Consider the following 12,842-nt stretch of genomic DNA (forward strand, 5'->3'; position numbering starts at 1 on the left):
GAGTAGTTGAAAAATGGCTATTGTTAAATGTAAGCCGACTTCGGCTGGTCGTCGTCACGTTGTTAAAGTTGTTAACGCTGACCTGCACAAGGGTAAGCCATACGCACCTCTTCTAGAGAAAAACTCTAAGAACGGTGGTCGTAACAACAACGGTCGTATCACAGTACGTCACATCGGTGGTGGCCACAAGCAACACTACCGTTTGGTTGACTTCAAACGTACTAAAGACGGTATCCCAGCGAAAGTTGAGCGTCTAGAATACGATCCAAACCGTAGCGCAAACATCGCTCTAGTTCTGTACGCAGACGGTGAGCGTCGTTACATCATTGCACCGAAAGGTCTGCAAGCGGGTGACGTTATCCAATCTGGCCCAGATGCGCCGATCAAAGCGGGTAACGCAATGCCAATGCGCAACATCCCAGTTGGTTCAACAATCCACAACGTTGAATTGACTCCAGGAAAAGGCGCTCAGCTGGCTCGTTCTGCTGGTGCTTACGCGCAACTTGTTGCTCGTGATGGTGCATACGTGACCCTACGTCTACGTTCTGGCGAAATGCGTAAAGTACTGTCTGAAGGCCGTGCAACTATCGGTGAAGTAGGCAACGCTGAGCACATGCTGCGTGAACTAGGTAAAGCTGGTGCAGCACGCTGGCGCGGTGTTCGTCCAACCGTTCGCGGTGTGGTAATGAACCCGGTTGACCACCCACACGGTGGTGGTGAAGGCCGTACTTCTGGTGGTCGTCACCCAGTATCTCCTTGGGGCGTTCCAACCAAAGGCTACAAGACACGTAGTAACAAACGCACTGACAAGTACATCGTACGTCGTCGTAATAAGTAATCTATTTAAGAGGATAAGCCATGCCACGTTCTCTCAAGAAAGGTCCATTTATTGACCTACACTTGCTGAAGAAGGTAGAGAAAGCGGTGGAAAGCGGAGACAAAAAGCCTATTAAGACTTGGTCCCGTCGTTCAATGATCATTCCAACAATGATCGGTTTGACCATCGCTGTCCATAATGGTCGTCAACACGTTCCAGTTTTCGTAACTGACGAGATGATCGGTCACAAATTGGGCGAATTTGCACCTACTCGTACTTACCGCGGTCACGCTGCGGATAAGAAAGCTAAGAAGAAATAAGGGGTAAATAATGGAAGCTATCGCTAAACATAACTTTGCTCGTATTTCTCCTCAGAAAGCTCGCTTAGTTGCAGACCAAATCCGCGGTAAATCTGTGGATCAAGCGCTAGAACTTCTGACTTTCAGCAACAAAAAAGCGGCTGAACTGGTTAAGAAAGTTCTGGAATCTGCAATCGCGAACGCAGAGCACAACGAAGGTGCGGACATCGACGATCTACGTGTCGCTAAAATCTTCGTAGATGAGGGCCCAGTCATGAAGCGTATTATGCCTCGTGCTAAAGGCCGTGCGGATCGTATCTTGAAGCGTTCAAGCCACATTACTGTGGTTGTCGCAGATCGCTAAGAGACTAGGAGAGTAAGCAATGGGTCAGAAAGTACATCCAAATGGTATTCGTCTAGGCATCGTTAAGCCTTGGAATGCTACATGGTTTGCTAACACCAAAGATTTCGCTGACAACCTAGACGGCGACTTCAAGGTACGTCAATACCTGTCTAAGGAATTGGCAAACGCGTCTCTGTCACGCATCGTTATCGAACGTCCTGCGAAAAGCATCCGTGTGACTATTCACACTGCTCGTCCAGGTGTTGTTATCGGTAAGAAAGGCGAAGACGTTGAAAAACTGCGTGCAGCAGTAGCAAAAATTGCTGGCGTACCAGCGCAAATCAACATCGCTGAAGTACGTAAGCCTGAGCTGGATGGTCAGCTTGTGGCTGATAGCATCGCGTCTCAACTAGAGCGTCGCGTAATGTTCCGTCGTGCTATGAAGCGCGCAGTACAAAACGCAATGCGCCTAGGCGCTAAAGGTATCAAAGTGGAAGTAAGCGGTCGTTTAGGCGGCGCTGAAATCGCTCGTTCAGAGTGGTATCGTGAAGGTCGCGTACCTCTACACACTCTGCGTGCTGACATTGATTACGCAACTTCTTCGGCTCACACCACCTACGGTGTAATCGGCGTTAAAGTCTGGATCTTCAAAGGTGAGATCCTAGGCGGTATGCCAGCAGCAACTGAAGCTGCAGAGCCAAAGGCTGACAAGCCGAAGAAGCAGCGTAAAGGCCGTAAGTAAGGAGTCGACAGATGCTACAACCTAAACGTACTAAGTTCCGTAAGGTTCAGACTGGTCGTAACCGTGGTCTAGCGAAAGGTACAGAAGTAAGCTTCGGTACTTTTGGTCTTAAAGCTGTAGGCCGTGGTCGTCTGACTGCTCGTCAAATCGAAGCGGCACGTCGTGCTATGACGCGTCATATCAAGCGTCAAGGTAAAATCTGGATCCGTGTGTTCCCAGACAAGCCAATCACTGAAAAACCACTAGAAGTTCGTCAAGGTAAGGGTAAAGGTAACGTTGAGTACTGGGTAGCCCAAATCCAACCTGGTAAGGTTATGTACGAAGTTGATGGTGTACCTGAAGAATTGGCACGTGAAGCGTTCCGCCTAGCGGCTCGCAAACTGCCATTCAAGACTACATTCGTAACTAAGCAGGTGATGTGATGAAAGCACAAGATCTACGCGAAAAAAGCGTTGAAGAGCTGAACTCTGAGCTACTGAATTTGCTGAAAGAGCAGTTCAACTTGCGCATGCAAGCTGCAACTGGTCAACTGCAGCAGACTCATACTCTGAAAGCTGTACGCCGTGATATCGCACGTGTGAAAACTGTTTTGACTGAGAAGGCAGGCGCATAATGAGCGACAAAATTCGTACTCAACTAGGTCGTGTTGTTAGCGACAAGATGGACAAGTCTATCGTTGTTGCTATCGAGCGCATGGTGAAGCACCCTATCTACGGTAAATTCGTTAAGCGCACGACTAAAGTACACGCACATGACGAAAACAACGAGTGTGGCATTGGCGACACTGTTGAAATTCGTGAATGTCGTCCACTGTCTAAGACTAAGTCTTGGACTCTGGTGAAAATTGTAGAAAAAGCGAAGATGTAATCTCCTCTCTTTCTCGCAATTCAGGCGGCTCCAATTATTTTTGGGGCCGCTTGTTTTTTGACTACCCAATCAAAAAAAAGGGTGGTACAATTCGCGTCCCTTTAAAGAGGCAGCCCGACCCGAGATGGGTCTAGTTTTTTTAATATTTAGCGGAGCACTAACATGATCCAAATGCAAACTATGCTGGATGCAGCTGATAACTCAGGCGCTCGCAGCGTAATGTGTATTAAGGTTCTGGGTGGCTCTCACCGTCGTTACGCCCACGTTGGCGACATCATCAAAGTTACCGTTAAGGAAGCAATTCCTCGCGGTAAAGTAAAGAAAGGTGATGTATTAAAGGCGGTGGTAGTTCGCACCCGTAAAGGCGTACGTCGTCCAGACGGTTCTGTCATTCGCTTCGACCGTAATGCTTGCGTTCTGTTGAACAACAACAGTGAGCAACCTATCGGTACACGTATCTTTGGTCCAGTGACTCGTGAACTTCGTAATGCGAAATTCATGAAGATTGTATCACTGGCTCCAGAAGTTCTGTAAGGAGCGGCAACAATGGCAGCTAAAATCCGTCAAAATGACGAAGTAATCGTTCTTGCTGGGAAAGACAAAGGCAAGAAAGGTAAAGTAACTAAGGTTCTGGCAACTGGTAAAGTTATCGTTGAAGGTATCAATCTAGTTAAGAAACACCAGAAACCTGTTCCTGCGATGGGTGTCCAAGGTGGCATCGTTGAGCAAGAAGCAGCGATCGACGTTTCTAACATTGCGATTTTCAACGCAAAAACTGGTAAAGCAGACCGCATCGGTTTCCGTTTCGAAGATGGTAAGAAAGTTCGTTTCTTTAAATCTAACAACGAAATCGTTTCTAACTAATTAGAAGTAATTTGGAGTTCTACTATGGCGAAACTGCATGATTACTACAAGTCGTCTGTAGTCGCTGAGCTGACCAAACAGTTCAGTTACACAAGCGTCATGCAAGTCCCTAGAATTGAGAAAATCACCCTCAATATGGGCGTTGGTGAAGCAATCAACGATAAGAAACTACTTGAAAATGCAGCGTCTGATATGGCGATCATCTCTGGCCAAAAGCCACTGATCACTAAAGCGCGCAAATCTGTAGCTGGTTTCAAAATTCGTGAAGGCTACCCAATTGGTTGTAAAGTAACCTTGCGTGGCGAGCGCATGTGGGATTTCTTGGAGCGTTTGATTTCTATCGCTCTACCACGTGTACGTGACTTCCGCGGTGTTAACGGCAAGTCTTTTGACGGTCGCGGTAACTACAGCATGGGCGTTCGCGAGCAAATCATCTTTCCGGAAATCGACTACGATAAAGTCGATCGTGTACGCGGTCTTGATATCACTATCACGACTACCGCTGGTACCGATGAGGAAGGCCGTGCTCTGCTGGCTGCCTTTAACTTCCCATTCCGTAAGTAAGGTGAAGGGTTACTGTTATGGCTAAACAATCAATGAAAGCACGTGAAGAAAAACGTGCGAAGCTGGTAGCTCAGTTCGCTGAAAAGCGTGCAACTCTGAAAGCTATCATCAGCGATGTAAACGCATCTGAAGAAGATCGTTGGAACGCGGTTCTTAAACTGCAATCTCTTCCACGTGATTCAAGTCGTTCTCGTCAGCGTAACCGTTGCAACCAAACTGGTCGCCCACACGGTTTCCTACGTAAGTTCGGTCTAAGCCGTATTAAAGTTCGTGAAGCTTGCATGAAAGGCGAGATTCCAGGACTTCGTAAGGCTAGCTGGTAATTGCCACTTAATCATTTGGAGTAAAGTTTATGAGCATGCAAGATCCGATTTCGGATATGCTGACCCGCATTCGTAACGGTCAGGCAGCAAACAAAGTTGCTGTAAAAATGCCTTCTTCAAAGCTGAAAGTTGCAATTGCTGCACTTCTGAAAGCAGAAGGTTATATCGCTGATTTCGCTGTTGAAGGCGAAGTGAAAGCAGAGCTGGAAATCACTCTTAAGTATTTCCAAGCAAAACCAGTAATCGAGCAAATCAAACGCGTTTCTCGTCCAGGTCTTCGTGTTTACAAGAAGAAAGACGAGCTGCCATCTGTAATGGGTGGTCTAGGCGTTGCTGTCGTTTCCACTTCCAAGGGTCTGATGTCAGACCGCGCTGCTCGTAAAGCAGGTCTTGGCGGTGAAATCATTTGCTACGTAGCATAATTAAGGAGTAGAACATGTCTCGTGTTGCTAAAGCACCTGTCGCTATTCCAGCTGGCGTAGAGGTGAAACTGAACGGCCAAGAGATCACTATTAAAGGTGCTAAAGGCGAACTTTCTCGCGTTTTCCACAAAGGCGTAGTGATCGCACAAGAAGACAACCAATTGACTTTTGGCCCACGTGAAGGCGTAGCCAATGCATGGGCACAAGCAGGTACTGCACGTGCTCTAGTTAAGAACATGGTTGTTGGTGTTACTGAAGGCTTTACTAAGAAACTCGTTCTAAAGGGTGTTGGTTACCGTGCTGCTATGAAAGGCAACGCTGTAGGCCTGACTCTGGGTTTCTCTCACCCTGTTGAGCATGAACTGCCAGAGGGTATTAAAGCTGAATGTCCAAGCCAAACTGAAATCGTACTGACTGGTTGTGACAAACAACTTGTTGGTCAGGTTGCGGCTGACATTCGTTCTTACCGCGCGCCTGAGCCTTACAAAGGCAAAGGTATTCGTTACGCAGATGAAAATGTGCGTAGTAAAGAAGCTAAGAAGAAGTAAGGTAACACTATGGATAAGAAAGCATCTCGCATCCGTCGTGCTACACGTGCACGTCGTAAGATTGCAGAACTGGGTGCAACTCGCCTAGTAGTACACCGTACTCCTCGTCATGTGTACGCACAAGTGATTGCAGCTAATGGCTCTGAGGTTATCGCCGCCGCTTCTACTGTAGAAAAAGCGATCCGTGAGCAAGTGAAATACACCGGTAACATCGATGCAGCGAAAGCAGTGGGTAAAGCTGTTGCAGAGCGCGCACTTGAAAAAGGCGTAACTGTAGTTGCGTTTGATCGTTCTGGTTTCCAATACCACGGTCGAGTAGCAGCGCTAGCAGATTCTGCTCGCGAAGCTGGTCTGAAATTCTAAGGTAGGGTTGGAAGATGGCTAAAGAACAACAAGTTCAAGCGAATGATTTGCAAGAAAAATTAATCGCAGTTAACCGTGTTTCTAAAACGGTTAAAGGTGGTCGAATCATGAGCTTTACTGCACTGACTGTAGTTGGTGACGGTAACGGTCGTGTAGGTTTCGGTTACGGCAAAGCCCGTGAAGTACCTGCTGCGATCCAAAAAGCAATGGAAAAAGCACGTCGTAGCATGGTTACGATCGCGCTGAACGAAGGTACTCTTCACCACCCAGTGAAAGGTCGCCATTCGGGCTCTAAAGTTTACATGCAGCCTGCTGCAGAAGGTACTGGTGTAATCGCAGGTGGTGCGATGCGTGCAGTACTTGAAGTTGCTGGTGTACACAACGTTTTGTCTAAAGCGTACGGTTCTACTAACCCAATCAACATCGTTCGTGCAACGATTGATGCGCTAGTAGACGTTAAGTCACCAGAAATGGTTGCTGCTAAACGTGGTCTAACTGTTGAAGCGATTTCGGAGTAAGAACACATGGCAACTATTAAAGTAACTCAAACTAAAAGCTCAATTGGTCGCCTGCCAAAGCATAAAGCTACACTGCGCGGTTTAGGCCTTCGTAAAATCAACCACACAGTAGAACTTGAAGATACGCCATGTGTTCGTGGCATGATCAACAAGGTTTACTACATGGTTAAAGTTGAGGAGTAATCATAATGTTATTGAATACTCTATCACCGGCTGCGGGTTCTAAACATGCTCCTAAGCGTTTAGGTCGTGGTGTCGGTTCAGGCCTTGGTAAAACAGGTGGCCGTGGTCACAAAGGTCAAAAGTCACGTTCTGGCGGCAAAGTACGTCCAGGTTTTGAAGGCGGTCAAATGCCTCTGAAACAACGTCTACCAAAATTCGGCTTCACTTCTCGTAAGAGCTTTGTGTCTGCTGAAGTTCGTCTGTCTGAACTGGCGAAAGTAACTGGTGACGTAGTTGATCTGAACGCTCTGAAAGCGGCAAACCTTGTTACTAAAAACATCGAGTTTGCAAAAATCGTTCTTTCTGGCGAGATCAGCAAAGCAGTGACTGTAAAAGGTCTGCGCGTGACTAAAGGCGCTAAAGCTGCAATCGAAGCTGCAGGCGGTAAAATCGAGGAATAATCTCGAGGATTGAGGTACAGATGGCTAGAAAACCAGGACAAGATTTTCGTAGTGCTCAGAGCGGCTTAAGTGAACTGAAGTCGCGCTTATTCTTCGTAATTGGTGCACTTTTAGTATTCCGAGCCGGCTCTTTTGTGCCGATTCCTGGTATTGACGCTGCTGTACTTGCCGAATTGTTCGAACAGCAAAAAGGTACCATCGTAGAAATGTTTAACATGTTCTCCGGTGGTGCTCTTGAGCGTGCATCTATTTTAGCACTGGGCATCATGCCGTATATTTCGGCGTCAATTGTTGTCCAGTTGCTAACAGTAGTTCATCCAGCGTTAGCGGAACTCAAGAAAGAGGGTGAAGCAGGCCGTCGTAAGATAAGCCAATATACGCGCTACGGCACGCTTGTACTTGCAACATTCCAAGCGATTGGTATTGCAACAGGCTTACCAAACATGGTCAACAATCTGGTCGTTATCGACCAAACCATGTTTACCCTGATTGCGACCGTGAGTTTAGTAACCGGTACCATGTTCTTAATGTGGTTAGGTGAACAAATTACAGAGCGTGGAATTGGAAACGGTATTTCGATACTGATTTTCGCAGGTATTGTTGCTGGATTGCCTAAAGCAATCGGTCAAACAATCGAGCAAGCGCGTCAAGGTGAACTGCATGTACTTCTTCTGCTGTTAATCGCAGTGTTAGCTTTTGCTGTGATTTACTTCGTTGTTTTCATGGAGCGTGGTCAACGTCGTATCGTTGTGAACTACGCAAAGCGTCAACAAGGTCGTAAGGTGTTCGCAGCACAAAGCACTCACTTGCCGTTGAAAATCAACATGGCTGGTGTAATTCCTGCGATTTTTGCGTCAAGCATTATCCTGTTCCCAGGAACATTGGCGCAGTGGTTTGGTCAGAACGGCGAAAGCAGCACATTCGGTTGGCTAACTGATGTGTCTTTAGCTTTGAGCCCAGGCCAGCCTCTGTATGTAATGCTTTATGCAGCGGCGATTATCTTCTTCTGTTTCTTCTATACCGCGTTGGTGTTTAACCCGCGTGAAACGGCAGATAACTTGAAGAAGTCTGGTGCATTCGTACCCGGTATCCGCCCAGGTGAGCAGACAGCGAAATACATCGATAAAGTAATGACACGTTTAACCCTTGCAGGTGCACTGTATATTACTTTTATCTGTCTGATCCCTGAGTTCATGATGGTCGCTTGGAACGTACGTTTCTACTTTGGCGGCACATCACTACTGATTGTAGTTGTCGTGATCATGGACTTTATGGCACAGGTACAGACCCATTTGATGTCTCATCAATATGAGTCTGTGTTGAAAAAAGCAAATCTGAAAGGCTACGGCCGTTAATACGGCAGGCAGTTCAGATAGATTTACGGAGTTTAGCAATGAAAGTTCGTGCTTCCGTTAAAAAAATCTGCCGTAACTGTAAAGTTATCAAGCGTAACGGTGTCGTTCGCGTGATTTGCAGTGAGCCAAAGCACAAGCAGCGCCAAGGCTAATTAGCAGAAATTTTTTACTTGAAAATTAAGGTAGTGTCGAGTATATTCCTCGGCCTACCTTTTGCGTGCAAAAGAAGTAGTATACCGCAACGTATCCTCGACGGGCTTTGTTGCGGGTAATTCTTTGATGAAAGTACTAGGAGTGCATAGTGGCCCGTATAGCAGGCATTAACATTCCTGATCATAAACACGCTGTAATCGCTCTAACTGCGATCTACGGTATCGGCAAAACTCGTTCAAAAGCTATTCTAGCTGACCTGGGTATTGCTGAGAGTGTTAAGATCAGTGAACTAACTGAAGAGCAGATCGATCAACTGCGTGATGGTGTAGCTAAGTACACTGTAGAGGGTGATCTACGTCGTGAAGTTTCCATGAACATCAAGCGCCTAATGGATCTTGGTTGTTACCGTGGTCTTCGTCATCGTCGCAGTCTACCACTACGTGGACAGCGTACTAAAACCAACGCTCGCACCCGTAAGGGTCCGCGTAAGCCGATCAAGAAATAATCGGGAAGGGTAGAGTACAATGGCTAAACAACCAACTCGCGCACGTAAGCGTGTACGCAAGCAAGTTGCTGATGGCGTAGCGCATATCCACGCATCTTTCAACAACACAATCGTAACCATTACGGACCGTCAAGGTAATGCTCTTGCTTGGGCAACTGCTGGTGGTTCTGGTTTCCGCGGTTCTCGTAAGTCTACTCCGTTCGCTGCACAGGTTGCTGCTGAGCGTTGTGCTGAAATGGCTAAAGAATACGGCCTAAAGAACCTAGAGGTTATGGTTAAGGGTCCTGGTCCAGGTCGTGAATCTACTGTTCGCGCTCTGAATGCAGCTGGTTTCCGTATCACGAACATCGTTGATGCTACACCAATCCCTCATAACGGTTGTCGTCCACCGAAGAAACGTCGCGTTTAACGTTTCTAGGAAGATTGGAGAAAGATCATGGCAAGATATTTGGGTCCTAAGCTGAAGCTTAGCCGCCGCGAAGGTACTGACTTGTTCCTTAAGTCAGGCGTTCGTGCGATTGATACCAAGTGTAAAATTGATAACGCACCAGGCGTACACGGCGCTCGTCGCGGTCGTCTGTCTGAGTATGGCGTTCAGCTTCGTGAGAAGCAAAAAGTTCGTCGTATTTATGGCGTTTTAGAAAAACAATTCCGTAACTACTACAAAGAAGCTGCTCGCCTGAAAGGCAACACAGGTGAAAACCTGCTTCAGCTTCTGGAAGGTCGTCTGGATAACGTAGTTTACCGTATGGGTTTTGGTGCAACTCGCGCTGAAGCACGTCAGCTGGTTAGCCACAAAGCTATCCTAGTAAACGGTAAAGTAGTAAACGTTCCTTCTTTCAATGTTGCGGCAAACGACGTTGTTGCAGTTCGTGAGAAAGCGAAAAAGCAATCTCGCATCAAAGCGGCTCTAGAAGTTGCTGAACAACGCGAAAAACCAACTTGGATTGAAGTCGATGTAAACACGATGGAAGGTACTTTCAAGCGTATGCCTGAGCGTTCCGATCTGTCTGCTGACATCAACGAACAATTGATCGTCGAGCTTTACTCTAAGTAAGGTTTAAACTAAAGAGAGGACACAATGCAGGGTTCTGTAACAGAATTTCTTAAGCCACGTCTTGTTGATATCGAACAAATCAGCACGACACACGCAAAAGTAACTCTTGAGCCGTTAGAGCGTGGTTTCGGCCATACTCTGGGTAATGCACTTCGCCGTATTCTTCTATCTTCAATGCCAGGTTGTGCTGTGACTGAAGTAGAGATTGAAGGCGTTCTTCACGAGTACAGCACCAAAGAAGGTGTTCAGGAAGATATCCTTGAGATTCTCTTGAACCTGAAAGGTCTGGCTGTTCGCGTTGCCGAAGGCAAAGATGAAGTGTTCATTACACTGAACAAATCAGGCTCGGGCCCTGTGGTTGCAGGTGACATCACCCATGACGGTGATGTAGAGATCGTAAACCCTGAACACGTTATTTGTCATTTAACTTCTGACAATGCTGCGATCGCTATGCGTATCAAAGTAGAACGTGGTCGTGGTTATGTTCCAGCTTCTGCCCGTATCCATACTGAAGAAGATGAGCGTCCAATTGGTCGTTTGCTTGTTGACGCGACTTTCAGCCCAGTAGACAAAATTGCCTACTCTGTTGAAGCAGCTCGTGTTGAACAGCGTACTGACTTGGACAAGCTTGTTATCGATATGGAAACTAACGGTACTCTTGAGCCTGAGGAAGCAATCCGTCGCGCAGCAACAATTCTTGCTGAGCAATTGGATGCGTTCGTAGATCTTCGTGATGTACGTGTACCTGAGGAGAAGGAAGAGAAGCCAGAATTCGATCCGATCCTACTGCGTCCTGTAGACGATCTTGAACTAACAGTTCGCTCTGCTAACTGTCTGAAAGCAGAAGCGATTCACTACATCGGTGATCTGGTACAGCGCACTGAGGTTGAGCTTCTTAAAACGCCAAACCTCGGTAAGAAGTCTCTTACAGAGATTAAAGACGTGCTTGCATCACGTGGTCTGTCTCTGGGCATGCGTCTAGAAAACTGGCCACCAGCGTCAATCGCTGAAGATTAATCGATATTAGTTAGAAGGATTAGGTCATGCGCCATCGTAAGAGTGGTCGTCAACTCAACCGCAACAGCAGTCATCGCAAAGCGATGTTCAGCAACATGGCTAGCTCTCTAGTACGTCATGAAGTTATCAAGACTACTTTGCCAAAAGCGAAAGAGCTGCGTCGCGTCGTTGAGCCTTTGATTACACTAGCTAAGACTGACAGTGTTGCTAACCGTCGTCTAGCATTTGCTCGCACTCGTGATAACGAAGTGGTAGCAAAACTGTTTAACGAACTAGGTCCACGTTTCGCTGCACGTCAAGGCGGCTACACTCGTATTCTGAAGTGTGGTTTCCGTGCAGGTGACAAAGCTCCAATGGCATACATTGAGCTGGTTGATCGCCCAGAAGCTGCTGTTGAAGCTGCTGCTGAGTAATCAGTTCGTCATGCAATAAAAGAGCCGGGCTAGCCCGGCTTTTTTATTTCTATTTTCTGCTTTATCTGGGTGTGAAAAGTGGGTGTTGTGCTTTTTCACACTGTATCTCGATTTCACACTGTATATCGATAGTGGGCATGGCATTACTGCCATAGCTTACCTAATGACGCCAATAGGTCTTGACTCGCACCTTGCTGAGTCAGGTATTGCATCAAAACAGGCACGAACTGTTCAACCATGCTGGCATCCAGTCCTAATGTATTAAAGGCTTGGTTCACTTCTTTGCGTTGCAAAATTGTGCTGAGGTTTTGATTTGGGATGAGACCATTCAAATCATTAAGGTTTGGGATTAATTGGAGCAACTCGCTTTTTTGATCGGCATTTAGGTTGTTTTGAGCCTGTGCAAGCAAGGTCGCTACGCCACCTCCCGCTTGTTGCGCTGAAAGAGGAAATTGACTGGTAAATTGAGTCAGTAACTCTTGGGTTGCTTTGGATTGGGAGAGGGTTTCACCAACTAATCCAGCGAGGTCGTTTGAACCTAAAGATTTGAGGTCAGGGAAAGCCAGAGCTGATGTGCTGGCGAGCGTCGAAATAAGTAAGGCAGTAAAACGATAGTGCATGATCACTCTCCATAAATGGCGCGTAACGTATTTTCTTATTCGGTTCGAAGGTTCAGACCGAAACCTTGGATGTGAGATAGTTTAATAAAAATCCGCCTTCTTAGAAGGCGGTTTTAATATAAGCCCCCTAAAAGGGGGCCACGGCGCTGTTAGTCTCTCAATAACTCTAACTGCTGCTCTTGCTCAAGCTCTTTTTTGTCTTGATGCCGTACATACCGTCTAATGATTTCTTCATTTACACCTACCGTATCCACAAAATAGCCTCGCGCCCAAAAATGATTTCCCCATAACTTTTTCCTGATATGTCGAAACTTGTTGAATAGCCTAATTGCACTCCTACCCTTTAAAACTCCCATCAACGTCGAAATCGATACTTTGGGCGGAATTATCGCAACTAAGTGGACATGATCTGGCTGAACATTGAGTTCC

The 12,842-nt window shown here is 46.7% G+C and carries 25 protein-coding genes and 1 pseudogene; 24 read left to right on the top strand and 2 right to left on the bottom strand.

Annotated elements, in window-relative coordinates; genetic code table 11:
- The first annotated feature begins 13 nt into the window (after nt 1–13).
- The 24 genes from rplB to rplQ all read left to right on the top strand — a co-directional run bounded on the left by rplB (nt 14) and on the right by rplQ (nt 11,793).
- A complete protein-coding gene (gene rplB / locus T411_RS0108515) occupies nt 14–838 on the top strand; it encodes a 50S ribosomal protein L2 (RefSeq protein ID WP_001018908.1) in 825 nt (274 codons plus the stop codon).
- A 20-nt stretch (nt 839–858) separates the two neighbouring features.
- A complete protein-coding gene (gene rpsS, locus T411_RS0108520; RefSeq protein ID WP_001138114.1) occupies nt 859–1,137 on the top strand; it encodes a 30S ribosomal protein S19 in 279 nt (92 codons plus the stop codon).
- Nucleotides 1,138–1,147: 10 nt separating this feature from the next.
- Entirely contained in the window at nt 1,148–1,480 is a 333-nt protein-coding gene (rplV, locus tag T411_RS0108525) for a 50S ribosomal protein L22 (RefSeq protein ID WP_000387269.1), read from the top strand.
- A 19-nt stretch (nt 1,481–1,499) separates the two neighbouring features.
- The gene (gene rpsC, locus T411_RS0108530) at nt 1,500–2,201 is read left to right on the top strand and encodes a 30S ribosomal protein S3 (protein ID WP_000529940.1); all 702 of its coding nucleotides are present in this window, start codon (nt 1,500–1,502) and stop codon (nt 2,199–2,201) included.
- A gap of 11 nt (nt 2,202–2,212) precedes the next feature.
- Entirely contained in the window at nt 2,213–2,623 is a 411-nt protein-coding gene (rplP, locus tag T411_RS0108535; protein ID WP_000941219.1) for a 50S ribosomal protein L16, read from the top strand.
- Nucleotides 2,623–2,814: a 50S ribosomal protein L29 gene (gene rpmC, locus T411_RS0108540; protein WP_000647192.1), complete on the top strand. Its 192-nt coding sequence runs from the start codon at nt 2,623–2,625 to the stop codon at nt 2,812–2,814. The genes rplP and rpmC overlap by 1 nt, the downstream gene beginning before the upstream one ends.
- Nucleotides 2,814–3,068, top strand: coding sequence for a 30S ribosomal protein S17 (gene rpsQ, locus T411_RS0108545; protein ID WP_001280803.1), 255 nt, complete (start codon nt 2,814–2,816; stop codon nt 3,066–3,068). Before rpmC ends, rpsQ begins: the two co-directional genes overlap by 1 nt.
- A 162-nt stretch (nt 3,069–3,230) precedes the next feature.
- Entirely contained in the window at nt 3,231–3,602 is a 372-nt protein-coding gene (gene rplN / locus T411_RS0108550) for a 50S ribosomal protein L14 (RefSeq protein ID WP_000615540.1), read from the top strand.
- A 12-nt stretch (nt 3,603–3,614) separates the two neighbouring features.
- Entirely contained in the window at nt 3,615–3,932 is a 318-nt protein-coding gene (gene rplX / locus T411_RS0108555; protein ID WP_000729178.1) for a 50S ribosomal protein L24, read from the top strand.
- A gap of 24 nt (nt 3,933–3,956) precedes the next feature.
- Nucleotides 3,957–4,496, top strand: coding sequence for a 50S ribosomal protein L5 (rplE, locus tag T411_RS0108560; protein ID WP_001096208.1), 540 nt, complete (start codon nt 3,957–3,959; stop codon nt 4,494–4,496).
- 17 nt (nt 4,497–4,513) lie between these two features.
- Complete coding sequence (rpsN, locus tag T411_RS0108565; protein WP_001118926.1) at nt 4,514–4,819, top strand: 30S ribosomal protein S14; 306 nt, start codon at nt 4,514–4,516, stop codon at nt 4,817–4,819.
- Nucleotides 4,820–4,848: 29 nt separating this feature from the next.
- Nucleotides 4,849–5,241: a 30S ribosomal protein S8 gene (rpsH, locus tag T411_RS0108570; RefSeq protein ID WP_000062614.1), complete on the top strand. Its 393-nt coding sequence runs from the start codon at nt 4,849–4,851 to the stop codon at nt 5,239–5,241.
- 14 nt (nt 5,242–5,255) lie between these two features.
- Nucleotides 5,256–5,789: a 50S ribosomal protein L6 gene (rplF, locus tag T411_RS0108575; protein WP_000091926.1), complete on the top strand. Its 534-nt coding sequence runs from the start codon at nt 5,256–5,258 to the stop codon at nt 5,787–5,789.
- Nucleotides 5,790–5,798: 9 nt separating this feature from the next.
- Entirely contained in the window at nt 5,799–6,152 is a 354-nt protein-coding gene (gene rplR, locus T411_RS0108580; RefSeq protein ID WP_000358092.1) for a 50S ribosomal protein L18, read from the top strand.
- 14 nt (nt 6,153–6,166) lie between these two features.
- Nucleotides 6,167–6,670 carry a 30S ribosomal protein S5 gene (gene rpsE, locus T411_RS0108585; protein ID WP_001040926.1) on the top strand — a complete coding sequence of 168 codons (504 nt, stop codon included), beginning with the start codon at nt 6,167–6,169 and terminating at the stop codon, nt 6,668–6,670.
- A 6-nt stretch (nt 6,671–6,676) separates the two neighbouring features.
- Nucleotides 6,677–6,853 carry a 50S ribosomal protein L30 gene (gene rpmD, locus T411_RS0108590; protein WP_000201159.1) on the top strand — a complete coding sequence of 59 codons (177 nt, stop codon included), beginning with the start codon at nt 6,677–6,679 and terminating at the stop codon, nt 6,851–6,853.
- A 5-nt stretch (nt 6,854–6,858) separates the two neighbouring features.
- Nucleotides 6,859–7,293 carry a 50S ribosomal protein L15 gene (gene rplO / locus T411_RS0108595; RefSeq protein ID WP_000926116.1) on the top strand — a complete coding sequence of 145 codons (435 nt, stop codon included), beginning with the start codon at nt 6,859–6,861 and terminating at the stop codon, nt 7,291–7,293.
- A gap of 20 nt (nt 7,294–7,313) precedes the next feature.
- On the top strand, nt 7,314–8,648 hold the full coding sequence (gene secY, locus T411_RS0108600; protein WP_000101599.1) for a preprotein translocase subunit SecY: 1,335 nt from the start codon (nt 7,314–7,316) through the stop codon (nt 8,646–8,648).
- A gap of 38 nt (nt 8,649–8,686) precedes the next feature.
- Nucleotides 8,687–8,800 carry a 50S ribosomal protein L36 gene (gene rpmJ, locus T411_RS0108605; RefSeq protein WP_000868186.1) on the top strand — a complete coding sequence of 38 codons (114 nt, stop codon included), beginning with the start codon at nt 8,687–8,689 and terminating at the stop codon, nt 8,798–8,800.
- A 149-nt stretch (nt 8,801–8,949) separates the two neighbouring features.
- A complete protein-coding gene (gene rpsM / locus T411_RS0108610; protein WP_000090771.1) occupies nt 8,950–9,306 on the top strand; it encodes a 30S ribosomal protein S13 in 357 nt (118 codons plus the stop codon).
- 19 nt (nt 9,307–9,325) lie between these two features.
- The gene (rpsK, locus tag T411_RS0108615; protein ID WP_001118870.1) at nt 9,326–9,715 is read left to right on the top strand and encodes a 30S ribosomal protein S11; all 390 of its coding nucleotides are present in this window, start codon (nt 9,326–9,328) and stop codon (nt 9,713–9,715) included.
- Between the two features lie 27 nt (nt 9,716–9,742).
- Nucleotides 9,743–10,363, top strand: a complete 621-nt coding sequence (gene rpsD / locus T411_RS0108620) for a 30S ribosomal protein S4 (protein ID WP_000135216.1) — start codon at nt 9,743–9,745, stop codon at nt 10,361–10,363.
- A 24-nt stretch (nt 10,364–10,387) separates the two neighbouring features.
- Entirely contained in the window at nt 10,388–11,380 is a 993-nt protein-coding gene (locus T411_RS0108625) for a DNA-directed RNA polymerase subunit alpha (protein WP_001162087.1), read from the top strand.
- A gap of 26 nt (nt 11,381–11,406) precedes the next feature.
- On the top strand, nt 11,407–11,793 hold the full coding sequence (gene rplQ / locus T411_RS0108630; RefSeq protein WP_001216360.1) for a 50S ribosomal protein L17: 387 nt from the start codon (nt 11,407–11,409) through the stop codon (nt 11,791–11,793).
- Nucleotides 11,794–11,936: 143 nt separating this feature from the next.
- Here the strand turns inward: rplQ and T411_RS0108635 are convergent, their stop codons facing one another.
- Together T411_RS0108635 and tnpA are read right to left on the bottom strand one after the other, a co-directional pair.
- Nucleotides 11,937–12,413, bottom strand: a complete 477-nt coding sequence (locus T411_RS0108635; RefSeq protein WP_000559323.1) for a DUF2780 domain-containing protein — start codon at nt 12,411–12,413, stop codon at nt 11,937–11,939.
- Nucleotides 12,414–12,562: 149 nt separating this feature from the next.
- Nucleotides 12,563–12,842 (bottom strand): annotated as a pseudogene (gene tnpA, locus T411_RS01000000119215) (IS200/IS605-like element IS1004 family transposase); the annotation flags it as partial.

Source organism: Vibrio cholerae ATCC 14035, from assembly GCF_000621645.1.
GTDB classification, from domain to species: Bacteria; Pseudomonadota; Gammaproteobacteria; order Enterobacterales; family Vibrionaceae; genus Vibrio; species Vibrio cholerae.